The sequence below is a fragment of the Pseudotenacibaculum sp. MALMAid0570 genome, assembly GCF_040151415.1.
Lineage (GTDB): Bacteria > Bacteroidota > Bacteroidia > Flavobacteriales > Flavobacteriaceae > Polaribacter.
Window position 1 is genome coordinate 222769 of the sequence record NZ_JBDKWF010000050.1, and the last position, 25622, is coordinate 248390.

Below are 25622 nucleotides of genomic sequence, written 5' to 3' on the forward strand. Positions count from 1 at the left end.
CATTAATTTTTTCGATCAATAATAACTTTCGTTTTCTTTTCATAAGGGCCAACAGATTTGATTTCTACTCTTCTGTTTAATTGTCTTCCTTGTGATGTACTATTATCGTATTTAGGATTTAACTCACCATAACCAGCAGAACTAATTCTATCTTCTTCTACACCTCTGGCAATTAAATACAATCTAGCTTCGTTTGCTCTTCTTTCAGATAATTTCTGGTTGTAATTCTCTTCACCTCGATCATCAGTATATCCAGAAACGCTAAATGATACATTTGGATTCTTCAACATGATGTTAGCAACTTCATCTAACATTGTGTAATAGTTAGCGCTCTTTATCTCGTTACTAGCAGTATCAAAATAGATGTTTTTAGAGTAGTTTAATACTTCAACAACTTCTGTTAACTTCAAGGATTCATTATCTGGACAACCTTCATATCTCTCTAATCCTTTTACATCGATACATTTATCTTTTCTATCTGGAATGCCATCTTTGTCTCTATCACCAAGTACAGGGCATCCATTGTTGTTCTCAGGTCCTGGTTCAAATCTACACTCATCTTTGTAATCTGGAATTTTATCTCCATCGCTATCAACAGAAACACCATTGGCATATACCATTACACCTTCTGGAGTGTTAGGTTCTTTATCTAATTGATCAATTACACCATCTTTATCTGTATCTACAAGCTGAATGCCAGGTGATCCAATAGAATCTTTTAAATCATCTTCACCCCAAATTGTAAACACTTTTTCCTTTCCTAATTTGATGGTAACACCTAAATGATTTACAAAGAAAGTCTCCCAATCTTGTTTGTTAGAAATTGCAGCATCTAAATGATCTTCGTAATTGAAATACCATGAAGGTCTAAATTCGATATCAACTCTTTTACTTACTCTATATTTGATTCCCAATTGAGCGGTTAAATAAATAGAACTCGCCTGCCTAATACTGTTTCTAGCAGGATTAAATCCAAAATCTACAAGTAAATCTCTAGATCCATCAGGGTTTCTTTCATATAAACTTGAATTGTACTGATGATACCCCATTCCAAAATAACCAGACACATGCCATTTTCTAGTAAGATGTTCGTATAAATTAGAGAAGCTAAAAATTAAATTTAATTCAGCTCCATATGCTCTACCTTCAAAAAATAAATTGTTAGTAATATTTGTATTGTCTACATATAGTACTTCATATATGTCTGAGAAATACTGAGCCCCTCCAGATATTTTATTATAATTAACTTTAAATTCTAGCCCAAGTAAAGGGTTAAACATTTTATCTACATATAGATAACCACCAAAGTTCCAGAAATTTCCTTGATTTCCAGTTCCAATTGAGCGTAAGTCCCCATGCATAATGAAATTACTGAAACCACCACCTATTGCCCAAGAATTACTATTTCTAAGGTTGATGCTCTTTTTATAAGTGTACTGGTCTGTTGTAAATTGTGCAGATAAGTGTATGCTAATAAAAGCAAATAGACTTGCAAGTAAAATTCTCCTCATAAACTGCGGTATTAAATCTGTTTCAGGGGGGGAATTTCATTGAGGTCAAAAGTATAAAAAAATGTTAACTTAAATTAATTTTTTTTAGAATCTCCTCATAATCATGGTTATTCTCTACAAAATCTAGTTCTGACACATCAATAATTAAGGTATTAAGATGTTGTTCAGTTTTAATAAAGTTGGCATAGCCATCATGGATTTTTTGCAAATACTCAGCTTCAATATTTTGTTCGTATTCCCTGCCTCTTTTCTTAATATTTTCAAGTAAACGGTCTGTATTCTGGTATAAATAGATGTACAAATCTGGTTTCGTAATCTCTTTATACATGATATCAAACATCTTTCTGTACAGCGCATATTCTTCTTTTTGCAATGTAACTTGTGCAAAAATTAATGATTTAAAGATATAGTAATCAGAAACAATAAAGTTTTTAAATAAGTCGAATTGCGCTAAATCATCACTTAGCTGCTGGTATCTATCGGCCAAAAAACTCATTTCTAAAGGAAATGCATAACGTTCCTTGTCTTCATAAAACTTAGGAAGAAAAGGATTGTCGGCAAATCGTTCTAAAACTACTTTCGCGTTAAACTCATCACTCATCATATTAACAAGCGATGTTTTTCCTGCTCCAATATTTCCTTCAATTGCGATGTAATTGTATTTTTCTGAAAGAGGAATTGGCCTAATTAATTGATCTGGTAATTTTTCAATTAAGCTATCATCTGTGCAATTCTTTAAACATTGATGAAGTTGCTTTTTTTCTACGGGATGAATACTGTTTTTTGCAATTTCCTCTAGAGGAACTAAAACAAATTTTCTTTCCAACATTCTTGGATGAGGAATTTTTAGTGTTTTAGAGAAAATAATCTCGTCATCAAAAAGAAGGATGTCTATATCAATGTTTCTATCAGTATAATTGTCAGAATTACTTCTCACTCTTCCTAAATCTGTTTCTACTTGGAGCAATCGTTCCATTAACGACTCTGGCTGTAAATATGTAGAAATTTGAATACAGATGTTGTAAAAATCTTCTCCTTCATATCCCCAAGAAGCCGTTTTGTATACAGATGAAACTTTTTGAACAGCTCCAATTTTATCAGCAATAGCATTAATTGCTTTTTGCAAATTATCTAATTTATTTCCTTGATTAGAGCCAAGAGATAGGTATGTAATTCTTTGAATTTTCATTAAGACTACAAAGAAACTAAAACTTATGTATAAAGTTTAGAATGTGAATAAAAATCGCTAAAATATTTCAGACTCATTTTTTATAGAAAGGAAGACTTTTTTTCAATAGCTATTCGCTCTCTTAGTGTATTTATTTTTTGATGCATTCTATTAAAGAATAGAGTTCTGTCTTTTTCTCCTGAATGAACTAATAGTTTCGAATTAATCATTTGACGCTCAAAAAAATCTTCCATAATGTTACAAGTTTCCTGATGCTCTATTTTTAAATACTCTAGTACTGTATAAGGAGTAAAAAAAACTTTCTTGAAGTTGGTTTTTACCATGATAATGTTACTCATTGTTAATAAATCGCTTTTGTACAAGTTGTAGGTAGCATTGTTCTTAGAATTGATAATGCTTTGATGAATAGTTTGTTGTTCTACATGATGTACAATCTCTTCTAAGTCATCACAAATTTTTAAAGCCAAATCTTTTGATAATAGCTGAGATTCATAAAAGTAGATAATTTGTTGAATGGTACCATTAATTGTATTGTCGTTCCAAAACTCCGTAATATTGATGTAGTTGTATGTCCTGCCTAATTCATAGGCTTTTTCTAATAATGAATTTGGAATGGTTTTTATGAATTTATCAAAAGAGACCTTGTTTTTTGTCATCTCTTTATTTGTTAATTTCAACCAAACATAAATTTTGTATCGAGTTATAAAAGAGTCTTTTAAAGTGTAAAACAGCGGGATGTCCTTTGCTGAATATATGATAGAGGCACTATTAAGTTTTGTTAAAGGAAGTAAGTTGTCAATAGATTGTGAGAAATAAGCTTCTAGTTTCTCTTCATTAGAGATGATTGGAGACCTTTCTACTAAAATAGTGTTTTGACTGCCTACCTCATATAACTTATTAAGCGAAACCTTAAAATGTTTTGCAAGTTTCACCCCTTCTTCTAAAGTTAAATTAGTTTTTAAGGTAGCTCTTCTATAGGCTGCATCATATCCTAAATCTAGTGCATTTGCTATTTCGTCAACAAATGAAGAATTTGTAGAACATCGCTCTTTTAAATAGTTGATAAATTGTTTTTGCATTATTTGCAATTTAAAATGTATGAATGAATTATTTTTTGTAAAAAATACTAAAAATAAAATAAAATCTCTGTATTAATTATTCTTTTCTGTTAAAAATCACAAGTAGTTTTGAATTGTATTAATAAAAAACAATTATGAAAACTAAATTAAAATGGGTAGCATGTTATTTGTTACTAACAATTGTAAACTTTAATTCAATTTCCAGTCAAGAAGATGTGTCTAGTAATAGATTTCAGTTCAGTTCTATTTCTTTTTCTACTTTTCCTCTAGAATATGCTTTTGCAGACGGAGGAATGATGTCTACCACTTTAGATATTGGTTTTGCAGTTCGGAAAAATCTTTTTTCAATCGCTTTAAATGGAGCAACTGGGATTTTTTCAACTTCTGCACATCAGTTCAATCTGATGTATGGAAGGGAGTTAGATTTAGGAAATCGATTCTCAACAGAACTTCACATAGGATTGGGTCGCTTTTCTAGAGTAAGGTTAAATCGAAGAGAAAGTTCGTTAGGTATTCCCTTGATGTTAAAGGTGAAACACACATTCCGAAAGAAGTTCTCTATGGGATTTAGAATTACTGGAAATAAAAATTCTGTAGAAGACCTAATAACTTTTGGTGTTTTATTTCAATGGGATTTTCTGAAGTAATTTAGAAATCACATATAAACAAAAAACCACCTGAAATCAGGTGGTTTTTTTATAAAAAAAGATATTTCTATTCTTCTTTCTTTTCTTGTCTAGGTTTGCGATCATCTCTACGATTATCACGTCCGCGATTGTCTCTTCCTCTATTGTTGTCACGACCACCTCTGTTTTTATTATCTCTTGGAGGTCTTTCAACATATCCTTCAGGTTTAGGTAAGATAGCTTTTCTAGAAACTTTTTCTTTTCTAGTTCTTGGATCAATTCCAAAGTACTTTACATCTAAAATATCACCTAATTTCACAACATCAGAAACATTGTTTGTGCGTTCCCAAGCCAATTCGCTTACGTGTAATAAAACTTCATTTCCTGGAGCCTCTGTATATTCTACTACAGCACCAAAATCTAACATCTTAATTACTTTTACTTCGTACACAGAACCTTTTTCAGGTTTAAACATCATAGATTCAATCTTTGCAATTACAGCATCAATTCCCTCTTGATTTGTTCCTAAAATTTCAACAACTCCTTCTTCAGTTACAGGATCTTCATTAATTACGATAGTAGTTTCTGTGTCTTTTTGAAGCTCTTGGATGTGTTTTCCACCAGGACCAATAAATGCACCAATTAAATCGTTAGGGATTCTTCTGGTAATCATTTTTGGAGCATGAGGTTTCACGTCAGCATTTGGTTGAGCTATAGTATCGGTTAATTTTTCTAAGATATGTAAACGTCCATCACGTGCTTGTTTTAAGGCTTGTACTAAGATTTCATAAGACAATCCTTTGATCTTAATATCCATCTGGCAAGCTGTGATTCCGTCTGCTGTACCAGTTACTTTAAAGTCCATATCTCCTAAGTGATCTTCATCTCCTAAGATATCTGATAAAACAGCAAATTTATCACCGTCAGAAATCAATCCCATTGCAATTCCTGATACAGGTTTTTTCATACTAACTCCTGCATCCATTAAAGCCATTGTTCCAGAACATACTGTAGCCATAGAAGAAGAACCATTCGATTCTAAAACTTCTGAAACTACTCTTACTGTATATGGGAAGTCTTCAGGAATCATTCCTTTTAAAGCTCTTTGTGCTAAGTTTCCATGTCCAATTTCACGACGAGAAGTACCTCTTAAAGGTCTTGCTTCACCTGTTGAAAAAGGAGGGAAGTTGTAATGTAGGTAAAAACGCTCTTCTCCTTGTACTGTTGGAGAGTCTATCATATTAGCATCTCTAGAAGTTCCTAGAGTTACTGTTGCTAAAGCTTGTGTTTCTCCTCTTGTAAAAATTGAAGAACCATGAGTTCTAGGTAAATAATCAACTTCACACCAAATTGGTCTGATGTCAGTTGTTTTTCTACCATCTAAACGTAAGCCTTCATTTAAGGTTAGATCACGAACAGCAGTTTTATGAGCTTTCCCAAAATACTTACCAATCAAATCTCCGTATTCTTCAATTTCTTCTTCGGTAAATGTTTCAACTAAAGCTTCTTTTACTTCAGAAAAAGCTTTTCCTCTTTCTTGTTTTGAAGTTCCTTGTTTTGCAATATCATAACACTTTTGGTAAGAGAAATCATGAATCTTTTTTGCTAATTCTTCATCTTCTCTTTCTCCTTCGTATTCACGAGTTTCTTTTTTACCAACAGCTTCTGCTAATTTCACTTGAGCTTCACACTGTATTTTAATTGCTTCATGGGCGAACTTGATAGCGTCTGCCATTTCTTCTTCAGAAACTTCATCCATTTCACCTTCTACCATGGCAACAGAATCTGCAGAAGCACCAATCATCATATCAATGTCAGCTTCTGCTAATTGAGCATAGCTAGGATTGATTACAAGTTCTCCATTGATTCTTGCTACTCTTACTTCTGAGATAGGAGTTTCGAAAGGAATGTCTGACAATTGAATTGCAGCAGATGCAGCTAATCCTGCTAAAGCATCTGGCATTACTTCTTCGTCATGAGACATTAATTGGATCATCACCTGAGTTTCAGCGTGATAATCTTTTGGGAATAATGGACGTAAGACACGATCCACTAAACGCATGGTTAAAATTTCATCATTACTAGGTCTTGCTTCACGCTTCATAAATCCTCCTGGGTAACGACCTGCGGCAGCAAATTTTTCTCTATAGTCTACCGTTAACGGTAAAAAATCTATTCCGGGATTGGCAGTTCTTGCCGACACAACGGTTGCTAGCAACATTGTATCTCCCATTCTTACAACAACAGACCCATCAGCTTGCTTTGCTAATTTTCCTGTTTCTAATGTGATGGTTCTTCCATCTCCAAGTTCTATGACTTGGTTAAATACTTTTGGAATCATACTTTAATAATTCGTTCTAAATTAATTCTACTAAATGTGTGTGTTGTTGTGTGTTGTTGTTTCCAATGGAAGTAAAATAAAAAGAGGCAGCACAATGCCGCCTCTTTTTGTAGGTATTATTTTCTAATTCCTAATTCTTTGATAATTGCACGATATCTAGTGATATCTTTTTTCTTTAAGTAGTCTAAAAGACTTCTACGCTTACCAACCATCTTTACTAACGAACGCTCAGTATTAAAATCTTTACGATTGTTTTTTAAGTGTTCTGTTAAGTGATTAATTCTGTGCGTGAACAATGCAATTTGTCCTTCTGCTGAACCAGTATCAGTTTTACCTTTACCGTGTTTTTCGAAGATGTTTTCTTTTACTTCTTTAGTCAAATACATGCCAATATTATTTAAATGATTTTTATGTACTCAATGATTTTTTCATTGAAGTGGCAAATGTACAATTATTTTTTGAATCTAAATTATTGAATGCCCTTATTTTATCTGCCTGTGAAAACAAACTTTTTAAATATTTTCAGGTCTAAAGAGTATAAAGCACAAAAAATTATGGTTGATAGTTTTATTAAATGAAAAAGCCAGCAGAAATGCTGGCTTTTGTGTTATGCTCTTACGGGTTGATTTTGAATCAAATCTATATATAAGTTGATTTGTTTCTTAAGATCTTTTCGTTCGTAAATCCCATCTAAGAATCCGTGCTCTAACACAAATTCAGATCGCTGGAATCCTTCTGGTAAATCTTTTCCTGTGGTATCTCTTACTACTCTTGGTCCGGCAAAAGCAATTAGAGCATTCGGTTCTGCGATGTTAATATCTCCTAACATAGCAAAAGAAGCTGTAGTTCCTCCTGTAGTAGGATCAGTACATAGCGAGATATATGGAATTTTGGCATCTGCTAATTGAGCTAATTTTGCAGATGTTTTTACCAATTGCATTAAAGAAAGAGAAGCTTCCATCATTCTTGCCCCTCCAGATTTAGAAATCATTAGAAATGGAATATTGTTTTGAATAGAATAATCTATAGCACGCGCTATTTTTTCTCCAACAACACTTCCCATTGAACCTCCAATGAAAGAAAAATCCATTGCCGCAATTACGATATCTTTTCCTAAAGATTTCCCTACAGCTGTTCTTACAGCATCTTTTAATTTTGTTTTTTCTTGTGCAGCTTTTAAACGGTCTGGGTATTTTTTAGTATCCTCAAATTTTAGAGGATCTTTAGCCGTTATTTTTGAGTTTAGTTCTTCAAACTCATTGTCATCAAACAATAGTTCGAAATATTCTTTACTTCCAATTCTTACGTGATATCCATCTTCTGGACTTACATAAAGATTTCGTTTTAACTCTTCAGTGTCAATAACTTTTCCACTAGGAGTTTTATACCACAATCCTTTTGGAGTATCTTTTTTAGCTTCAGTAGGAGTTTGAATTCCTTTATCTTTTCTTTTGAACCAAGCCATATGATAATAATTAGTCGTCTGTTTTATTAGTTGGCAAACTACAAAAAGTTTCGTTTATACCAGTTGACAAATTTAGGAGATTATTTTGAAGTAGGAAACTTAAAAAAACAAAGTCTGACAAATCGATAATTTTATCGTTAAGTCAGACTGTATTGTATAAGATGTAAATTCTTATAAAGTATTTACATTGTTTAAATCTTCAAAGGCTTTCTTTAGTCTTTCTTTGAAAGTATTTTCACCTTCTCTTAACCACTTTCTAGGATCGTAGTGTTTTTTATTAGGTTGATCAGCTCCGTCTGGATTTCCTATTTGAGTTTTTAAATAATCTATTTTACCTGTCATATAATCACGAATACCTTCAGTAAATGCAAATTGAAGATCAGTGTCGATATTCATTTTGATGACTCCATAGCCAATAGATTCTCTAATTTCTTCTAATGTAGAACCTGAACCACCGTGAAAAACAAAATCAATAGTGTTATGAGCAACACCATACTTTTCAGAAATATGTTCTTGAGAATTTTTTAGAATCTTAGGAGTTAATTTTACATTTCCAGGTTTGTATACGCCATGTACATTTCCAAAAGCAGCAGCAATAGTAAATTGGTCGCTAACTTTCATTAATTCTTCATATGCATAAGCTACTTCTTCTGGTTGCGTGTATAGTTTAGAAACATCAACATCTGAATTGTCTACACCATCTTCTTCACCACCAGTAATCCCTAATTCAATTTCTAAGGTCATACCCATTTTAGACATTCTTGCTAAATACTCTTTACAGATTTCAATATTTTCTTCTATAGGTTCTTCAGATAAATCAATCATATGAGAACTATATAAAGATTTTCCTGTTTGTTTAAAATGTTCTTCGCTAGCATCTAACAAACCATCAATCCAAGGCAATAACTTTTTAGCACAATGATCTGTGTGAAGAATCACAGGCACTCCATAAGCTTCTGCCATTAAATGAATGTGTTTCGCTCCAGCTACAGCTCCAGCAATGGCAGACTTTTGATCTTCATTTGATAAACCTTTCCCTGCATTGAATTGCGCTCCTCCATTAGAAAATTGAATAATTACGGGAGAATTCAATTCTTTAGCAGTCTCTAAAACTGTATTGATTGTATTTGAGCCTACTACATTTACTGCAGGTAGTGCAAACCCTTTCTCTTTTGCTAATTTAAAAATAGCTTGTACTTCGTAACCAGTTGCAACACCTGGTTTAATATTATGACTCATTTTAAAAGATTTTTTAATCGTGTTGTTATGAGTCCAAAAGTATTAATTTTTAAGGAATCAAGAGAATGAAAAAACGAAAACGTTGTAGGGTGTTGTACTAGAAAGGGTAGTTGATCCCTATATTATAAACTGCATTAGAGAAGTTGTAATTTCTGAACCATTTATTACCTGATAAATAAGGTTCATGCATTTTAAAACCTAGATCTAACCTAAATACTAAGAAGCTAAAATCATATCGAAGACCAAATCCTGAACCAACAGCAATATCTTTTAGGGACTGAAGCCCATTAAACTTTGCTTGATCTTCAGCAAAAATAGAATTGGTGATATCCCAAATATTACCTGCATCTACAAAAAGAGCTCCTTTTAAACTTCCAAACATATCAAAACGATATTCTGCACTGGTTAAGAATTTAAAACTTCCAATATTATATTCCAATCCAGAGTTTCTTCTACCAGGTCCTAGGTCATAAGTTTGCCAAGCCCTAATGTCATTTGATCCTCCAGCAAAATAACTTTTTGTAAAAGGAATGGCAGAATTGTCATAAGGAACAATTGCGCCTATAAAACTTCTAAAACCAAAAACAGAAGTTTCGTCAACATTCCAGAATTTTTTATACTCAAGGTCGGCTTTGAAGTATTGTGCTAAGGGAATATTGAAAATTGTTTTTCTGTTATTTGCATCTCTCTTCTTTGATAATAATGTTGCAACATTCCCAGAGTTAGCAACTCTTACTTTGAAGAAAGAAAAATTATTGTCCCTATAATTTGTTTGATTGTTATAAGTAAATGAATAGGCTATTGTTGGAATTAAGAAATCGGATGTAATAATATTATATCGATCTAAAATATTTAGATTGTCTTGATACTCTTGGGGATTAGAAGTTTGAAAAGAAGCATTGCCAAAAATTGTATTCATTGCCTCTACTGGTAGAGATCCTGAATTTGTGATATTAATATTTGAGTTCGTAACAGAATTGTAAGTCTGTACAATGTTTTCAAGTTTTACAAATTCTGAATTATAGATTTGGAAATAGTTTCCAATTCTTAGATTTCTTACATATTGTGTATTAAAAATTTCTAATTGGATGGTCTTTTTCTGATTGTATTGCCATTTGTAATCTATTAAACCTGTAACTGTTTGTCTATCCAAACCTATATTCTTTTGAATACTTGTTCCTAGAGTAAACATTGTTCTAGGAGACATTCTTTTAGGAACTAATCTATTCAATCCGAAAGGGGCTAAAAACCTTGGGACTTCTAAAGACAAGTCAGCTCCAATTTCCCAAGAGTTGAAAAAGTTTCCAGATTGATTTGCGTCTTGTGATGCATTAAAGAAAGATCCTAAAAAAGATAATTTAAAAATTTCGGCACCTTTAAAAGTATTTCTATTGATGATTGAGAATTTTCCAGAAACTCCTAAATCTCTAATGTTTGAATGTGTGAGTTCTGTTTCCAACCCTAAGGTGTATTTTTCAATAGGAGTGAGGTAAATATTAACATCCAATTGATTGTCTACACCTTGAATAGTGTCAATATAGCGGATATTGGTAGTTTTAAAATTCCGCAATGATTTTAAGTGAGTTCTGGTTAAGTTTCTCAGTGTATCTGTGTATACATCACCTGGTTTGATAAAAATAGATTCTGAAAGCAATTTTGGATTGTACCTCAATTTATCATAAGCCTTAAAGTTTAAGCCATTATAGATGGTAGAATCTTTAATTGACTGATCTCTTTTGCTGAAAGAATAATCTGTGTAAATATTTACATTTCGTATTTTTTGAATTTTCAGAGGTTTGGAAATATAATCCCCATTTCTTTCAATAATTCTGTCGCCAGAAATAATCAATTCTACATTTGTCTTGTTGTTATTAGTAACTGCTGTATCTATTTCATAAAAACCTAAATAGTTTTCAGAAAAGTGAAAAACACCCTTGTTTCTATATAGTTTGGTAATTCTAGAAGCTTCTTTGATAAAATTATCATTGTTATACTGATCACCACTTTTCAAAAAAGAAAGGCTCTTTTCTGTATTGTATAAAGAGTCTAAAACTGGAGAATTTATTTTGGTAACAATTGTATCTAAAAAAGTAGGATTTCCTGTAGTAATATTATATTGAACTGTTCCTCTTTTGTTTGCTAAAGTATCTTTTTGAGAACTTACTTCAACTCTAAAATATCCTTGATTTTTATAATAAGCCTTTAAATTTTGTACTGTTTTTTTTGTTTTTCTATCTTCTATTATTACTGGAGCTTGCCCGTTTCTTAAAAACCAGTTGTTTAAACCAATCATTGTATTGGCAAAGGCAATGCTTTGTTTCTCAGAAAAAACACTCTTGATGAAATTGTAAGTTTTTTGTCTTTTCTTTCCCCATTCTGAAGGAGTTTTTGGTTTATTCTCGTTTCCGAGATTGTAAAAATATAATGATAAAGGAATCCCTAATGTTTTATTATTGGGTTTTTGAATGATAAGTTCATTAAGTTTAGAACTAGAAGTCTTCTTATTATTAACAACAACAGTGTTCTTTGTTAGCAAATGTTCATTGTCTTTTACTCTTTTAACAGAATTACATCCTGTTAAGAAGATGAAAAGTAAAATAAGAGTAAAGAGTTTTTTCATGGAACGCATTCGCAATACAAAATCAAAAATACTATTTTTGGGCAGTATATAGAGATAAAATGAGCTTATCTAAAAATCACCTCAAACTAATAACAAGTTTACGCCAAAAAAAGTATCGACAAAAGCATAAAATGTTTGTTGTTGAAGGTGTCAAAGTTGTTAAAGAGTTTTTAAATTCTTCATTTGAGTTATATCAATTGTTTTCTGTTGATTCAACATTCGATGAATTCGCAAATGTTGTGCCAATTTCTGAACAAGAATTAAAAAAGATAAGTAACCTGACTTCTCCTAATAAAGTGTTGGCCCTATTTAAAATTCCTGAACTTTATGAGTCAAAAGATTCTGGACTTATTCTGGCGTTGGATGCAATTAACGACCCAGGAAATTTGGGGACTATCATACGTTTGTGCGATTGGTTTGGGGTAGAAAAAATTGTATGTTCTAAAGATACTGTAGATTGTTTCAACGCTAAAGTGGTACAAGCCAGTATGGGATCGTTAACAAGAGTATCTCTTTCATATGTTAATTTGAGTACTTACTTGAAAGAAACAAATGTGCCAATATATACAGCTGATATGGATGGCGAAAATGTGTATACCAATAAATTGCCTAAGAAAGCTGTTTTGGTGATGGGAAATGAAGCTAATGGTGTTTCTGATGAGATTAGCAGTTTCTCTAATTACACATTAACTATTCCTAGATTTGGAAAGATTCAAAAAACAGAAAGTCTAAATGTAGCTACAGCAACCGCTATATTGTTAAGCGAGTTTAGGCGCTAATTTTATTCAAAAGCAAAATTTAGAAAGATTCCTCTAGTGGAAAATGTATTGATGGGTGAAGTCCAAGGGCTGTTTGGGTTATTATCATCAACTAATTCTCTGTTCATTGCAAAAACTCCTCGGATAGAAGGGGAGAGTTTGAAAAAATTTAAATAAATATCTATTCCAATACCAACTTCATACATGAAATTAGTTGTTTTCATTCTAAACTCACCGCTAAAGTTGTCATCAGAATTATCTTGATTACTAGAAAAATTATGATCATAAGATACTCCAGCCAATACATAAGGTCTCACATTATTCCATCTGTCAGAACTAAATTTAAGAACCAAAGGTAAATGCAAATAGGTAGATCCGATTTCTCGTACACTATCTCTTGCTGTTGCTAAATGATTAAAATAAATAGTTTTCGAATTACTAACTAGACCAGGTTCAAAACGAAAGTTTATATTTTTATGCAAACGCAAATCAGCAATCAATCCAACGTTAAATCCAGTTGTTGGTTTAACTTCTACAGAAGCATTCGGAAAATTGCTAGGTCTTAAATTAACTTTAAAATCATTTTGATTGAGCCCTAGATAAAATCCATAATGAATTAAAGGTTCATCAAAAGTAGGTAAGTTATCTACATTTCTTCTGTTTCTTTTTTGAAATATCTGAGAAGATGCAGGTATTACGTATAGTAATGCAATAAATATAATGAGTGTTTTCTTCATGCTATTTTGTGGCAGAGTAAATCGTTGCTACTCCAAATGTCACAGGTTTGTATTCTGTATTGATAAACCCATTTTTTTTCAAAATATTGTCAAAAGCTTCACCAAAAGGAAAAGAATTTGCAGATTCACATAAATATGAATAAGCAACTTTGTCTTTTGAGAAAATTTTTCCGATGATGGGAAGAATATATGAAGTGTAAAATTTATAACCTTGTTTGAAAGGGAACTTTGTTGGATTTGATGTTTCTAAAATGACAAAAGTTCCGTTAGGTTTTAAAACTCTTTTAATTTCGGTTAACCCTTTATCTAGGTTAGCGAAATTTCGAACTCCAAAAGAAACTGTAATGGCATCAAAAGTATTGTCATCAAAAGGCATATTTTCAGAGTCTCCAACTACCATTTCTATTTGATTGCTTAAGCCAGCTTTTTCTATTTTCTGTTTCCCAACTTCTAACATTCCTTCAGAGATGTCTAGTCCAACAACTCTATCAGGATTTAATTGAGACATCATTAAAGCTAAATCTCCAGTTCCAGTTGCAATGTCTAAAATTTGTTTAGGATTGTTTTTAGAAACTAGTTTCACAACTTTTTTACGCCAACTTACATCAATTCCAAAGGAAATAACTCTGTTGAGGCCATCGTAATTCTGTGAAATATTATCGAACATGGTAGCAACCTGTTCTTTTTTTCCAGCTGATGAATCTTTGTATGGTTTGATTGTTTTAGACATATTATCCGTTAATAGCCACAACTTCGTTTATCTGATTTGGAAGCATTTCTTTGAGCATGGTTTCAATCCCGTTCTTTAAAGTAGCTGTTGAGGAAGGGCATCCACTACAAGCACCTTGTAGTATTACACTTACAATTTTGCTTTCTTCATCATAAGATTTAAAAGCTATATTTCCTCCATCTGAAGCAACAGCAGGTCTAATATACTCGTCTAAGATATCTACAATCTTTGCAGGTGTTCCTTCTAGATTTTCAGGAGTTATATTTTGTTTTACCTCTTCTTCTTTTTTCTGTTTAGGAAGCTCAGCAATAATGGTTTTACCTTCTTGTAAATATGCTCTGATAAAATTTCTGAGTTCACCGTAAATATCATTCCATTCTACAATGTCATATTTGGTTATAGAAACATAATTTTGAGAAATGAAAACTTCCTTTACAAAAGGAAAACCAAACAACTCTTGTGCTAAAGGTGAAGATTTGCTAGCTTCTTCTATGTTTTTGTATTCAACATCTGTTGAGGTTAATGCTTTGTTAGTTCCAAACTTCATTACTGCTGGATTTGGAGTTACTTCAGCATAAACTTCAATAGCTTCTTTTTTTGTGTTTTCCGTATCATTTACAACTGATTTCCCACTTTGTAAATAGGCTTCAATTTGTTCTTTTACTTCATTTTGAACATCATTCCATTCTACAATATCATATCGCTGAATTGCAATAAAATTTGCAGTGATAAAAACCTTTTTCACGAAAGGAAGATAAAACAACTGCTGGGCTAACGGAGAGTTTTTAGCTTCATCAATGTTATTAAATTCGTAACTACCGCCATTGATTAAAATTTGTTCAGAGACAAATTTTAGAATTGTAGCGTTATTTGTGTCTTGAATTGTTATTGAATATGCGCTCATATTTTCTTCTTAGGAAATGAACTGCAAAATTACGTCAAAAAAGTGAATTCGACACTCAAAATAGAAGTATAAAAAGAAGATTCTCAAAAACTTGAGAACCTTCTTTTTATGATATAGTGTTCTTGTTATAAATTAATTGAAACTCCAGCCGTAATCATTGTGTTATCAATGCTAAGATCTGCAGGACTAACCTGACTTGGATATTGAGGATAGAAATTATAAACCCCAGTTCTGCTGCTATTGCTGTAAGCTAAATCAAACTTCACATTTCCAAAGTTGTATCCCAGTCCTAAAGAGTATCCTTCTAAGTTGTCTGAGTTTAAGGCATTAGCATCTGGGCTCTCCTCAAACTTAAGTCCAGCACGTAAGCTTAATCTGCTTAAGCGCCATTCTGTTCCAACATTTAAAGACTTGGTGTTTCTTAACTCAGTGTCAAAGAATGAATTTTCAGCAGAAAAATCGTCTCCAGAGAGATTTAATCCTTGGTAATTTTTAGAAGAAATATCTAAACTGATTAGACCAACTTTTCCAAAAACAAGAGCGGTGCTCAACGTAAATTTACTCGGGGTTCTTAATTTATAAATCAAACTTTGAATTGGTAAATTTCCTCCTACTGTGTTATCATAAATTACATTATCGTTACTTACAATAATTTCTGTATCTCCTAAGAATCCATCATTGTTTACGATGTTTGTGTCTTCAATAATTTCTGTAAACCACGTTGGAGATTGATAACTAGCTCCTATTCTAAAAAAATTTGAAAGTCTGTATATGAAACCAGCACTTAATGAGAATCCAGTTCCATTTGTGAAGTTTTCTTGATAAAAACGTGCATCTAAAGTGTTTCCATTGCCGTCGTTATTTACTTCTCTTAAAGTAGCTCTTTGACTAAAAGAGATGTCATAAAAATTCAACCCTACACCTACATGTAAATTCCTTTGATAAACTCCAGAAACAGCAAGGCTTAACTCAGAAATGTCTCCATCATAAATGTTTGTAAATTGTTGGTTTTCTGCAAGATTATATACAATTGGAGTAGTACTATTATCTAGTGGAAAATTATCGAAAGAAGCAAAGCCACTATTACCATTTGCTATAAACGTATTGCTGAAATCTACCAGAGTTCTGTAATTGACTCCAATAGCCGTTCTATTCCAATCATTGCGTCCAGTATCATGGAAAGAAAAAGTTGCTCCAGCATTCGAAATGTTAAAGTAATCTTCATTCGTGTTTATAGAATTTCCATAATAAGTTGTTAGATAATCTGTATTTCTTGAGCTAAATGCTGCTGATACTTGACTTTCTCCAGTAAATACAGAAATACCTGCCGGATTCACAGTTATTGAACTGACATCTCCTCCTAAAGCTCCAAATGCTCCACTCATTGCTACAAAACGTGCGCTTCCATTTCCATCATTTTGAGAAAATAATATTGCTAAATCCTCGTATCCTAATGCTTGGGAATAGGATGTGAAAGTTGCTGTGGCAAAAGCCACAAAGAGTATAATTTTTTTCATGTTATTTGTTTGTAATTAACCTTTTCTTCTTGATGAACTACTTCTTGAAGATGAACTTCTTGATCTTGAAGAAGAACTTCTATTAGCAGAAGATCTACTTCTTGATGAACTTCTGTTGGCAGATGATGACCTGTTTCTAGAAGAATTTCTATTTACAGAAGATGATCTGTTTCTTGAGGAAGACCTAGATCTGTTTGCGTTGGATCGAGAGTTATTTCTACTTCTGGTGTTAATAGTTCTTCTTCCTCCATTACTATTGCTTCCAGTTATTCTAGTTCTGGTTCGTGTATTTGCAGATCGAGTATTGGTAGATCTAGTATTTGTACTGTTGCTTCTTGTAACTCCTGTTCTAGTTCTATACACATCAGAAGATCTTCTAGTTCGGGTGTTTACTGAATTACTTCTCCTTGTTGTGGAACTATTTCTTCTAGAAAAATTATTTGTAGCCAATGGATTGTAAATACCATTGTATGGTCCAGTATTGTATCGAGAACCTACTGATGTTCTTCGCCATCTATAGTATGCGTAAGACCCAAATCCTCCTGTTCCGCGTGGTCCAAAAAAGCTTCTTCCATAAAAAGCTCTTCTCCCATAGAATCTTCGACCACCATAGGCACTATACCTCCAATTGTGTGTCCAGTTACGATATGGTCTGTATCCCCAGTAAGGATTGAAACCCCAGCCGATAAAAGGAGGGCAGTACCAAGAGTATCCATAATACGGGTCCCAATAATCCCACCTGTTCCATCTATTCCATCGGTTGAAACCGAAACCCCAATAAGGATAAAAATCATTTATTACATTGATATGAACTACAACATCATCATTGTCATTATATCCCCAATCTTTATTAGTGTTAATTGTAGTATCTTCAATTTCATTAGTAGTATCTGGAATTGTATCGTTATAAGAAGAATAATTTTCTACATCTGTAATGATATCAGTTCCATTAATTTGATCGATTTTTTCTAACTCTTTAGAAAAATAATTTTTCTCATAGTCTTTGTGTTCATCACTATTTTCTACAATTACTCTAGGCTCTTTTTTTTCAGAAGTAGAATAAATCCCATCGTCATCTGGAACGTTTTGATAAATGGTACATGACGAACCTAAAACAAGCACAAATAAGGAAAGTAGGTAAGTTGAGATCCTTCTATTAGAGTAATTTCGTTCCATAATTAGTTTTTTAGAGATTATTAAAACACAAAATCGATAGCTAAAAATTCGAAAAACTTTCTTTGTCAATGCTCAAAATGCTTTAGTTTTGCTCTAATTTTCGAGTATAAACAAATCTACTACAAATTTTATAACAAATATTTAACAACATTTGTGCCAAAGTTCGGATTATGAGTAAGAAGTTAACAAAGAGAGCAGAAGATTATTCCAAATGGTATAATGAAATTATCGTAAAAGCTGACCTTGCAGAGAATTCTGCTGTAAGAGGATGTATGGTAATTAAACCTTATGGTTTTGCAATTTGGGAAAAAATGCAAGCAGAATTAGATAGAATGTTCAAAGAAACAGGACATCAAAACGCCTATTTTCCACTTTTTGTTCCCAAGAGTTTATTTGAAGCTGAAGAGAAAAATGCTGAGGGATTTGCAAAAGAGTGTGCGGTAGTTACTCATTATAGATTGCAAAATGATCCTGATAACTCCGGAAAACTTAGAGTAGATCCTGAAGCAAAATTAGAAGAAGAATTGGTTGTTAGACCAACTTCTGAAGCGATCATATGGAATACATATAAAGGTTGGATTCAATCTTATAGAGATTTACCATTATTAATCAATCAATGGGCAAATGTGGTTCGATGGGAAATGAGAACTCGATTGTTTTTAAGAACTGCAGAGTTTTTATGGCAAGAAGGGCATACTGCGCATGCAACAAAGAACGAAGCTATTGCTGAAGCAAAACAAATGCAAGAAGTTTATGCAGAATTTGCTGAAGATTTTATGGCGATGCCTGTCATCAAAGGAACAAAATCTGAAAGCGAGCGTTTTGCTGGAGCGGATGATACTTATACTATAGAGGCTTTAATGCAAGATGGAAAAGCACTGCAAGCTGGTACTTCTCACTTTTTAGGGCAAAATTTCGCAAAAGCATTTGATGTAAAATATACATCTAAAGAAGGAAAACAAGAATTTGTTTGGGCAACTTCTTGGGGAGTTTCTACTCGACTGATAGGTGGTTTGATTATGACACATTCTGATGATTTTGGATTGGTTCTTCCTCCTAAATTAGCTCCTATTCAGGTTGTGATTGTTCCTATATATAAAGGAGAAGAACAATTACAAGTAATTTCTAATCGTGTAGAAGGCATTGTTAAGTCTTTAAGAAAGAAAGGAATTTCTGTAAAATTTGATGATAGAGATACGTTTAGACCTGGAGCTAAATTTGCTGAATACGAACTAAAAGGTGTGCCGGTAAGAATTGCTATGGGAAATAGAGATATAGAAAATAATACAGTTGAGGTAGCAAGAAGAGATACGTTAGAGAAAACAACTGTTTCTCAAGATGATATTGTAGACTATGTTTCTGATGTATTGGAGAAAATTCAAGAAAACCTTTTTAGTAAAGCTGTTTCATATAGAAATGAACATATCACTGAAGTTGATACTTTTGATGAGTTCAAAAAAGTGGTTAAAGAAAAGGGCGGCTTTGTTTCTGCACACTGGGATGGAACAATAGAAACTGAAGATAAGATCAAGGAATTGACAAAAGCTACCATTCGTTGTATTCCAAATGATGGAAAAGAAGAGGCAGGAAAGTGTGTCTTAACTGGCAAAGAATCAACAAGAAGAGTATTATTTGCAAAGGCATATTAAATTTTTTAAAAAAGTATTGCAGAAATTTAAAAACGTTGTATATTTGCATCCGCAATCAAAGGATTATTATCTATAAGATTGTTACTGGTCCGTTCGTCTAGGGGTTAGGACGCCAGGTTTTCATCCTGGTAACACGGGTTCGATTCCCGTACGGACTACAAGTTTTTAAAACAAAAATTAAGTAATGGCAAATCATAAGTCAGCATTAAAGAGAATTAGAAGTAACGAAGCGAAGAGATTACGTAACAAATATCAGCATAAGACAACAAGAAATGCTGTAAGAGATTTACGTGCTACTACAGATAAGAAGGAAGCTGAAGGAATGTTAGTAAAAGTAACTTCTATGTTAGATAAGTTAGCTAAGAATAATATTATTCATAAGAATAAAGCTGCTAACCTTAAATCTAAACTAGCAAAGCAAGTAGCTGCTCTTTAAGAAAAGATTACAACGTACAAAAAAACGCTCAGATAAAATCTGAGCGTTTTTTTATTTTCTAGATTTCTTTTTTTACCAATCGTAACTTTTGTGGGCATCCAATTTTATAAAGACAAATAGTAAAAGTGTGAAGCCCCATAAAGATGAACCTCCGTAGCTTAAAAAAGGTAATGGGATTCCAACTGTAGGCAAAAGACCAATAACCATCCCAACATTAACAATCAGGTGAAAGAATAATATAGAAGCTACTCCGTAACCATATATTCTTCCAAATTTATTGGTATGTTTTTCGGCTCGGTTGATGATTCTAAATAAAAGAATCATAAATAATAGAATTACAAAAGTAGTTCCTAAGAACCCCCATTCTTCTCCTACGGTACTGAAAATATAATCTGTATGTTGTTCTGGGACAAATTTTCCTTGAGTTCTATCACCTTTCAAATATCCTTTTCCTTTTATTCCTCCAGAGCTAATAGTTTTAAGTGCTTGATTTAAGTTGTAACCTACATTTTTAGTGTCGTTATTCAATCCTAAGAGAACTTCAAAACGATCTCTCTGGTATTGATCTAAAACATTGTTATACGCATAGTTTACACTTAAAATAAATGTTAGACTAATGATGTAAGTAGAAATTATTTTTATCCAATTAAATCTCAAGTATCTTTTGTCTTTATACACTCTGTAAACTAAATACAAAGTTATTAGAGTAAATAGGGAAATGATAATGTATTTTACAGGAAATAAAATTGTTAGAATAAATAGGAGAATAGCAGAAGTTCCTAAAACAATGTAAGCTAATGATAGACCTTCTCTGTTTAGAACAAAGAATAATGATAGGTATATAATTGCCGATCCAGCATCATGAACAGCAATCAAAGCTGCGGGTAAAAATATAATAATGAAAGCTTTGATTTGATTTTTAATCAGGCCTAAATTGTATTTACGATCGCTTAAAAGTTTTGCTAAAGCCAATGCAGTGAAAGCTTTGGCAAATTCAGAGGGTTGTAAGCTCATTCCGCCAAAACTATACCAAGACTGAGCGCCTTTAATTTCTTTTCCAAAAAAGAAAAGACCTAAAAGAGATGCAATTGAAACCAAGTAAAAAATACTAGCAAACCGTTCGTAAAACTTTCCATTGATAAACAAGATCAATATAATGATAGGAATGCTTAACAAAATCCATAAAAGTTGCTTTCCGTATTTTGTAGATAAGTCTAATATTGCCGAATTTTCTTCGGTGAAAGTGGCAGCATAGATGTTCATCCAGCCAAACGCAACCAAGATTATGTAGATGAAAACTAAAAACCAATCTACACCAAAAAATATGTTAGTTCGTTCCTGTCTCAAGAGAATCTATTTTTTGAATTTGTTGATTGTAAATTGGATATAGATTTATGTCTAACATTTTATTTTCAATCCATTTTCTTTCTACTTTTCTCGTAAGATATTTTTCTACAAGCAAACTAGTTATTGGAGCAGCAACAGTAGAACCGTAACCTCCATTTTCAATAAATACAGCAATAGCTATTTTTGGATTGTCTTTTGGAGCAAAAGCTACTAAAATTGAATGATCTTCTAATTGTTTGACTTTCCCGTCTACGATGATAGAATTTTCTACTGTTCCAGTTTTTCCTGCAATTTCAATTCCTTTTAGTGGATAGTATCTACCAGTTCCAGTTTTAAACACTTCGTGCATGCCGTCTATGATAGGTTGAAAAAACTTTCTATCAATGGTGGTTTGTTTGGGAATTGTATAAATAGAATCTTTAATAGCAGTTTTATTAATACTTTTCACAATATGAGGAGTGTAAAAATAACCTCTATTGGCAATAGCAGCAGTAACATTAGCTAATTGAATAGGTGTTGTAATTACCTCGCCTTGTCCGATGGCATTAGAGATGGTTCTTGAGGCTCCCCATTTATTCTTAATTCTACGATCGTAATAGTTTCCGTCTGGAATTAACCCTTTGTCACCTTCAGGAAGGTCATATCCAAGGTAATTTCCAAGACCAAAACTTTTTACATGCTTACTCCAGTTATTCATTCCTTCTATTGAACTGCTGCTTTTCTCAACAATTCTTTTATAAGTGTTGGCGAAGTATGCATTACATGATTTAGAGATTGCTGTGTTTAAACGAATAGGTTTTCCGTAAATCTCACAATGACATCCCATGAACTCGTGTTTTCTTCTTCCGTAGCGATATCCATTGTAGCAATAAAATGGAGTGTTTGTATTAATTACTCCTTCTTGTAAGCCAATAAGAGCATTAATTAATTTAAAAGGAGATCCTGGAGAATAAGATGCTTTTAAACCTCTATCAAACATGGGTTTATGAATGGTGTCATTGAAAAGTCTTGTAGAGTTTTTTGCTCTCTTTCTTCCTACCATATCATTAGGATCATAACTTGGAGCAGTTATCAAGGCTAAAATTTCACCCGAACTAGGCTCAATTGCTACGATTCCGCCTCTTTTTCCTTGCATTAAAAATTCTCCGTATTGTTGGAGTTCACTATCTATAGTAAGTGTAATGTCTTGACCGTTAATAGCAAGAGAGTCGTACTTTCCATTGTCAAAAGAACCAATTATTTTATTTAGACGATCTCTATGGAAATGCTTCTTTCCTTTTTTACCTCTGAGGATTTTTTCATATTGGCGCTCAATACCAGCTTTGCCAATTAACTCTCCTTGTTCATAGTAATCATCTTTTTTTGCAACTAATTGGTCTACCTCGCTGATGTATCCAACAATATTTGCTGCAGATTTAATAGGATAATCTCTTATGACTCTTTTTTGAATAAAGAATCCAGGAAATTTATGAAGCTTCTCTTGTAAATATGCGAAATCTTCTTTGGCTAATTGTTTTAAAAAAACCGACGCTAACCATGGTGCATAATCTTTAGCTCTTTGTATGCGTTTTTTAAAATCCTCAGATTCAATTTTAAGAAGTGAACAAAATTCTAATGTGTCTAATTCTTTTACCTCATTTGGAATTACCATCACATCATACGATAGTTGATTGGCAACTAATAGCTTTCCATTTCTATCATAAACATAGCCTCTCTCAGGATAGTCAAATTCAACTTTTACGGCAGCATTATTCTTTATAGGGTCATTTTCAGAACCTTTTACTATTTGTATTTGAAAAAGCCTGACAATAAAAACAATACCAACAAGAAAAATTAAAAAGTATAATAAAAAACTCCGCTTCATACGTTAACCAATCTGCTTTTTTCTAAAGATATAAGAGCCAAAAAAGTAAAGCACTAGTGTGAAAATGCTTGAATAGAGAGTGTTTAACAAAACACCTCCTATATTTTGGAAACTAAAATTAGCCAAACTAAATAAAATAAGATGGTGGATGAGTGTTAAAGTTACTACATAATTAAATACTTGTCCAAAAGATTCTTTGTGTAATCTGAAAAGTAAATAATCAAGCTCTGTTTTCTTAAAAAAGATTTTTACAAAAAGCAATCTAATATAGGCTATTGATAGCAATGAAAAAGCGTGAATTCCTCCTGTGTCAGAAAAAAAATCTATTCCTAAACCATATAAAAAAGCGAGTGATAAAAATAAGAATCGGTTTTTGCTTAATGGAAATAGAAAAACAAAGGCTATATATAAATAAGGGTTTATATATCCTGAAAAATTAATGTTATTTAATACAAAAACTTGTAGAAAAAAAATGAGAATCAACCATATGATAATATTTAGCTTATTCATCTTGATTAGATTCTAATTTTCTAATTTCTAACTTATCGAAATTTTTAACAACATAAATATTTTTCAAATTACTCATATCATTAAAAAGCTGAATGTTTACAATTCTGCCAACACTAGTTTCTCCGCCAATTACATTAATGGCTGTTCCTACAGGAACACCTTCAGGGAAAATAGCGGAGTTGCCACTTGTAATTATAGTATCGCCTTTTTGTATTTCTGCTTGCCTTGGAAGGTCTTCTAATTGAACAACATTGTAATCTTTTCCGTCCCATTTTAGGTTTCCAATATGAGTGCTATTCTTTTTTAATCTAACGCTAATAGCACTTTTCTGATTTAAAATAGATTGAACTCTTGAATAATTGTCAGAAACTTTTTCTGTAATTCCAATAATTCCTTTGCTATTAATAACAGCCATTTCTTTATCAATACTATCATTTCTTCCAAGATTGATAGTCAGAAAGTTGTTAGCGAAAGAGTATTGGTTTTTTTGAATTCTACCAGAAATGTAAAAGTACTGTTGAAAATATTTCGTAGTATCTATAACTTTATATTGGCTAACAGAATCGAGTATGTTTTCTAGCTGCTCAATTCTGTTGATATATGAAGTATTTTCTTCAATAAGCTCTTTATTTTCATTATTAAGTTGAAAGTAATCTGAAATAGAACTAGTTTTATTATAAAACCCTCCAGTTATATTATTAGCAGAAGTTACAAACTTGCTTTTGTGAAAATTATGATTATTAATAATTAGTGTTAAAGCAATAAACTGTAAGAGTAAAAAGAATAAGAAATATCGATACTTCCGAAAAAAATAGATGAGTTGCTGCATAAGAAGTAAAGATGCCGTTTATTATTTCATTAAGACGCTCTTGTATTTGTCTAACTCTTTTAACGCAATTCCAGTACCTCTTACTACTGCACGTAATGGGTCTTCGGCTACATAAACAGGTAAATCTGTTTTTCTAGAAAGACGTTTGTCTAAACCTCTTAACATAGAACCACCACCAGCAAGGTATATTCCGGTATTGTATATATCTGCTGCTAATTCAGGTGGAGTTTTTGATAATGTTTCCATCACAGCATCTTCAATACGTAAGATTGATTTATCCAAGGCTTTTGCTATTTCTCTAAAAGAAACTTGTACTTGTTTTGGTTTTCCGCTTAATAAATCTCTACCTTGAACTAACATGTCTTCAGGCGGATTGTCTAAATCTTCAGTTGCAGCTCCAATCTGAATTTTTACTTTTTCAGCAGTAGTTTCTCCAATGTAAAGATTGTGCTGAGTTCTCATGTAGTACATGATATCATTGGTAAACAAATCACCAGCTACTTTTACAGATTGATCACATACAATACCCGCTAAAGCAATAACTGCAATTTCAGTTGTTCCTCCTCCGATATCAATAATCATGTTCCCTTTTGGCTCCATGATATCTATTCCAACACCAATTGCAGCTGCCATTGGCTCGTAAATTAAATAGATGTCTTTGGCGTTCATGTGTCTTGCAGAATCTTGTACAGCTCTTTTTTCTACTTCAGTAATTCCTGAAGGAATACAAATTACCATACGAAGAGCAGGTGGGAAGAGTTTCTTTTTAATGGCAGGAATCTTTTTAACAAATTCCTTAATCATTTCTTCAGAAGCTTGAAAATCTGCAATTACTCCATCTTTTAAAGGACGAATTGTTTTGATATTTTCATGAGTTTTTCCTTGCATCAGGTTTGCTTCTTTACCAGTAGCAATAATTTTTCCTGAAACGCGATTTCTTGCTACAATGGACGGACTATCAATCACCACTTTTCCATTGTGAATGATTAACGTATTTGCCGTTCCTAAATCGATGGCAATATCTTCCGTCATGAAATCGAAAAAACCCATAAAATTGTATTGTATCTCCTGTTATAAATGTATTCTTACAAATCT

The 25622-nt window shown here is 32.5% G+C and carries 22 protein-coding genes and 1 tRNA gene; 5 read left to right on the forward strand and 18 right to left on the reverse strand.

Annotation, left to right across the window (positions count from 1 at the left end):
* Positions 1 to 2: 2 nt before the first annotated feature.
* From AAON49_RS13265 to AAON49_RS13275, 3 genes are all read right to left on the reverse strand, one after another.
* A complete protein-coding gene (locus tag AAON49_RS13265) occupies positions 3 to 1511 on the reverse strand; it encodes an OmpA family protein (RefSeq protein WP_349555268.1) in 1509 nt (502 codons plus the stop codon).
* A 64-nt stretch (positions 1512 to 1575) separates the two neighbouring features.
* Positions 1576 to 2700: a 2-amino-4-hydroxy-6-hydroxymethyldihydropteridine diphosphokinase gene (gene folK, locus AAON49_RS13270; RefSeq protein ID WP_349555269.1), complete on the reverse strand. Its 1125-nt coding sequence runs from the start codon at positions 2698 to 2700 to the stop codon at positions 1576 to 1578.
* Between the two features lie 80 nt (positions 2701 to 2780).
* The gene (locus AAON49_RS13275; protein ID WP_349555271.1) at positions 2781 to 3779 is read right to left on the reverse strand and encodes a hypothetical protein; all 999 of its coding nucleotides are present in this window, start codon (positions 3777 to 3779) and stop codon (positions 2781 to 2783) included.
* A gap of 134 nt (positions 3780 to 3913) precedes the next feature.
* On the opposite strand from AAON49_RS13275, the gene AAON49_RS13280 reads away from it, so the two are divergent.
* Complete coding sequence (locus AAON49_RS13280) at positions 3914 to 4426, forward strand: hypothetical protein (RefSeq protein ID WP_349555273.1); 513 nt, start codon at positions 3914 to 3916, stop codon at positions 4424 to 4426.
* A 67-nt stretch (positions 4427 to 4493) separates the two neighbouring features.
* On the opposite strand, the gene AAON49_RS13285 is transcribed toward AAON49_RS13280, so the two are convergent.
* The 5 genes from AAON49_RS13285 to tamL form a co-directional block, all read right to left on the reverse strand.
* Positions 4494 to 6746: a polyribonucleotide nucleotidyltransferase gene (locus AAON49_RS13285; RefSeq protein WP_349555275.1), complete on the reverse strand. Its 2253-nt coding sequence runs from the start codon at positions 6744 to 6746 to the stop codon at positions 4494 to 4496.
* A gap of 116 nt (positions 6747 to 6862) precedes the next feature.
* Positions 6863 to 7132 carry a 30S ribosomal protein S15 gene (gene rpsO, locus AAON49_RS13290; protein WP_349555276.1) on the reverse strand — a complete coding sequence of 90 codons (270 nt, stop codon included), beginning with the start codon at positions 7130 to 7132 and terminating at the stop codon, positions 6863 to 6865.
* 221 nt (positions 7133 to 7353) lie between these two features.
* Entirely contained in the window at positions 7354 to 8211 is an 858-nt protein-coding gene (gene accD / locus AAON49_RS13295; protein WP_349555278.1) for an acetyl-CoA carboxylase, carboxyltransferase subunit beta, read from the reverse strand.
* A gap of 171 nt (positions 8212 to 8382) precedes the next feature.
* The gene (gene fbaA, locus AAON49_RS13300) at positions 8383 to 9450 is read right to left on the reverse strand and encodes a class II fructose-bisphosphate aldolase (RefSeq protein ID WP_349555279.1); all 1068 of its coding nucleotides are present in this window, start codon (positions 9448 to 9450) and stop codon (positions 8383 to 8385) included.
* Positions 9451 to 9547: 97 nt separating this feature from the next.
* Positions 9548 to 12070, reverse strand: a complete 2523-nt coding sequence (gene tamL / locus AAON49_RS13305) for a translocation and assembly module lipoprotein TamL (RefSeq protein WP_349555280.1) — start codon at positions 12068 to 12070, stop codon at positions 9548 to 9550.
* Between the two features lie 59 nt (positions 12071 to 12129).
* On the opposite strand from tamL, the gene AAON49_RS13310 reads away from it, so the two are divergent.
* Positions 12130 to 12849: an RNA methyltransferase gene (locus AAON49_RS13310; protein WP_349555282.1), complete on the forward strand. Its 720-nt coding sequence runs from the start codon at positions 12130 to 12132 to the stop codon at positions 12847 to 12849.
* A gap of 2 nt (positions 12850 to 12851) precedes the next feature.
* Here AAON49_RS13310 and porT read toward each other — a convergent pair whose 3' ends face one another.
* From porT to AAON49_RS13335, 5 genes are all read right to left on the reverse strand, one after another.
* Positions 12852 to 13565, reverse strand: a complete 714-nt coding sequence (porT, locus tag AAON49_RS13315; RefSeq protein ID WP_349555284.1) for a type IX secretion/gliding motility protein PorT/SprT — start codon at positions 13563 to 13565, stop codon at positions 12852 to 12854.
* 1 nt (position 13566) lies between these two features.
* The gene (ubiE, locus tag AAON49_RS13320) at positions 13567 to 14295 is read right to left on the reverse strand and encodes a bifunctional demethylmenaquinone methyltransferase/2-methoxy-6-polyprenyl-1,4-benzoquinol methylase UbiE (RefSeq protein ID WP_349555285.1); all 729 of its coding nucleotides are present in this window, start codon (positions 14293 to 14295) and stop codon (positions 13567 to 13569) included.
* A gap of 1 nt (position 14296) precedes the next feature.
* Positions 14297 to 15199 carry a NifU family protein gene (locus AAON49_RS13325; RefSeq protein ID WP_349555287.1) on the reverse strand — a complete coding sequence of 301 codons (903 nt, stop codon included), beginning with the start codon at positions 15197 to 15199 and terminating at the stop codon, positions 14297 to 14299.
* Positions 15200 to 15324: 125 nt separating this feature from the next.
* A complete protein-coding gene (locus AAON49_RS13330; RefSeq protein ID WP_349555288.1) occupies positions 15325 to 16716 on the reverse strand; it encodes an OmpP1/FadL family transporter in 1392 nt (463 codons plus the stop codon).
* Between the two features lie 15 nt (positions 16717 to 16731).
* Complete coding sequence (locus AAON49_RS13335) at positions 16732 to 17892, reverse strand: hypothetical protein (protein WP_349555289.1); 1161 nt, start codon at positions 17890 to 17892, stop codon at positions 16732 to 16734.
* A 170-nt stretch (positions 17893 to 18062) separates the two neighbouring features.
* Between AAON49_RS13335 and proS the strand changes: the two genes are divergently transcribed.
* The 3 genes from proS to rpsT all read left to right on the forward strand — a co-directional run bounded on the left by proS (position 18063) and on the right by rpsT (position 19977).
* Positions 18063 to 19541, forward strand: coding sequence for a proline--tRNA ligase (gene proS, locus AAON49_RS13340; protein WP_349555291.1), 1479 nt, complete (start codon positions 18063 to 18065; stop codon positions 19539 to 19541).
* 86 nt (positions 19542 to 19627) lie between these two features.
* A tRNA-Glu gene (locus tag AAON49_RS13345) sits at positions 19628 to 19699 on the forward strand.
* A 26-nt stretch (positions 19700 to 19725) separates the two neighbouring features.
* Entirely contained in the window at positions 19726 to 19977 is a 252-nt protein-coding gene (gene rpsT, locus AAON49_RS13350; protein ID WP_349555293.1) for a 30S ribosomal protein S20, read from the forward strand.
* A 72-nt stretch (positions 19978 to 20049) separates the two neighbouring features.
* Here the strand turns inward: rpsT and rodA are convergent, their stop codons facing one another.
* Genes rodA through AAON49_RS13375 form a run of 5 tightly spaced genes read right to left on the reverse strand, consistent with a single transcriptional unit; the run spans position 20050 to position 25577 of the window.
* Positions 20050 to 21324 (reverse strand): rod shape-determining protein RodA, encoded by a 1275-nt coding sequence (rodA, locus tag AAON49_RS13355; RefSeq protein ID WP_349555294.1) that lies wholly within the window; start codon positions 21322 to 21324, stop codon positions 20050 to 20052.
* The gene (gene mrdA / locus AAON49_RS13360; protein WP_349555296.1) at positions 21305 to 23188 is read right to left on the reverse strand and encodes a penicillin-binding protein 2; all 1884 of its coding nucleotides are present in this window, start codon (positions 23186 to 23188) and stop codon (positions 21305 to 21307) included. The genes rodA and mrdA overlap by 20 nt, the downstream gene beginning before the upstream one ends.
* Positions 23189 to 23191: 3 nt before the next feature.
* Positions 23192 to 23698 carry a hypothetical protein gene (locus AAON49_RS13365; protein ID WP_349555298.1) on the reverse strand — a complete coding sequence of 169 codons (507 nt, stop codon included), beginning with the start codon at positions 23696 to 23698 and terminating at the stop codon, positions 23192 to 23194.
* Positions 23691 to 24527, reverse strand: coding sequence for a rod shape-determining protein MreC (mreC, locus tag AAON49_RS13370; protein ID WP_349555299.1), 837 nt, complete (start codon positions 24525 to 24527; stop codon positions 23691 to 23693). The genes AAON49_RS13365 and mreC overlap by 8 nt, the downstream gene beginning before the upstream one ends.
* A 21-nt stretch (positions 24528 to 24548) precedes the next feature.
* Positions 24549 to 25577 (reverse strand): rod shape-determining protein, encoded by a 1029-nt coding sequence (locus tag AAON49_RS13375; RefSeq protein WP_349555300.1) that lies wholly within the window; start codon positions 25575 to 25577, stop codon positions 24549 to 24551.
* Positions 25578 to 25622 lie beyond the last annotated feature (45 nt).

Excerpts from the sequence above, each read along its gene's own strand:
- AAON49_RS13265 (WP_349555268.1), bottom strand. The coding sequence starts at position 1,511 with ATGAGGAGAATTTTACTTGCAAGTCTATTTGCTTTTATTAGCATACAC.
- folK (WP_349555269.1), bottom strand. The coding sequence starts at position 2,700 with ATGAAAATTCAAAGAATTACATACCTATCTCTTGGCTCTAATCAAGGA.
- AAON49_RS13275 (WP_349555271.1), bottom strand. The coding sequence starts at position 3,779 with ATGCAAAAACAATTTATCAACTATTTAAAAGAGCGATGTTCTACAAAT.
- AAON49_RS13280 (WP_349555273.1), top strand. The coding sequence starts at position 3,914 with ATGAAAACTAAATTAAAATGGGTAGCATGTTATTTGTTACTAACAATT.
- AAON49_RS13285 (WP_349555275.1), bottom strand. The coding sequence starts at position 6,746 with ATGATTCCAAAAGTATTTAACCAAGTCATAGAACTTGGAGATGGAAGA.
- rpsO (WP_349555276.1), bottom strand. The coding sequence starts at position 7,132 with ATGTATTTGACTAAAGAAGTAAAAGAAAACATCTTCGAAAAACACGGT.
- accD (WP_349555278.1), bottom strand. The coding sequence starts at position 8,211 with ATGGCTTGGTTCAAAAGAAAAGATAAAGGAATTCAAACTCCTACTGAA.
- fbaA (WP_349555279.1), bottom strand. The coding sequence starts at position 9,450 with ATGAGTCATAATATTAAACCAGGTGTTGCAACTGGTTACGAAGTACAA.
- tamL (WP_349555280.1), bottom strand. The coding sequence starts at position 12,070 with ATGAAAAAACTCTTTACTCTTATTTTACTTTTCATCTTCTTAACAGGA.
- AAON49_RS13310 (WP_349555282.1), top strand. The coding sequence starts at position 12,130 with ATGAGCTTATCTAAAAATCACCTCAAACTAATAACAAGTTTACGCCAA.
- porT (WP_349555284.1), bottom strand. The coding sequence starts at position 13,565 with ATGAAGAAAACACTCATTATATTTATTGCATTACTATACGTAATACCT.
- ubiE (WP_349555285.1), bottom strand. The coding sequence starts at position 14,295 with ATGTCTAAAACAATCAAACCATACAAAGATTCATCAGCTGGAAAAAAA.
- AAON49_RS13325 (WP_349555287.1), bottom strand. The coding sequence starts at position 15,199 with ATGAGCGCATATTCAATAACAATTCAAGACACAAATAACGCTACAATT.
- AAON49_RS13330 (WP_349555288.1), bottom strand. The coding sequence starts at position 16,716 with ATGAAAAAAATTATACTCTTTGTGGCTTTTGCCACAGCAACTTTCACA.
- AAON49_RS13335 (WP_349555289.1), bottom strand. The coding sequence starts at position 17,892 with ATGGAACGAAATTACTCTAATAGAAGGATCTCAACTTACCTACTTTCC.
- proS (WP_349555291.1), top strand. The coding sequence starts at position 18,063 with ATGAGTAAGAAGTTAACAAAGAGAGCAGAAGATTATTCCAAATGGTAT.
- rpsT (WP_349555293.1), top strand. The coding sequence starts at position 19,726 with ATGGCAAATCATAAGTCAGCATTAAAGAGAATTAGAAGTAACGAAGCG.
- mrdA (WP_349555296.1), bottom strand. The coding sequence starts at position 23,188 with ATGAAGCGGAGTTTTTTATTATACTTTTTAATTTTTCTTGTTGGTATT.
- AAON49_RS13365 (WP_349555298.1), bottom strand. The coding sequence starts at position 23,698 with ATGAATAAGCTAAATATTATCATATGGTTGATTCTCATTTTTTTTCTA.
- mreC (WP_349555299.1), bottom strand. The coding sequence starts at position 24,527 with ATGCAGCAACTCATCTATTTTTTTCGGAAGTATCGATATTTCTTATTC.
- AAON49_RS13375 (WP_349555300.1), bottom strand. The coding sequence starts at position 25,577 with ATGGGTTTTTTCGATTTCATGACGGAAGATATTGCCATCGATTTAGGA.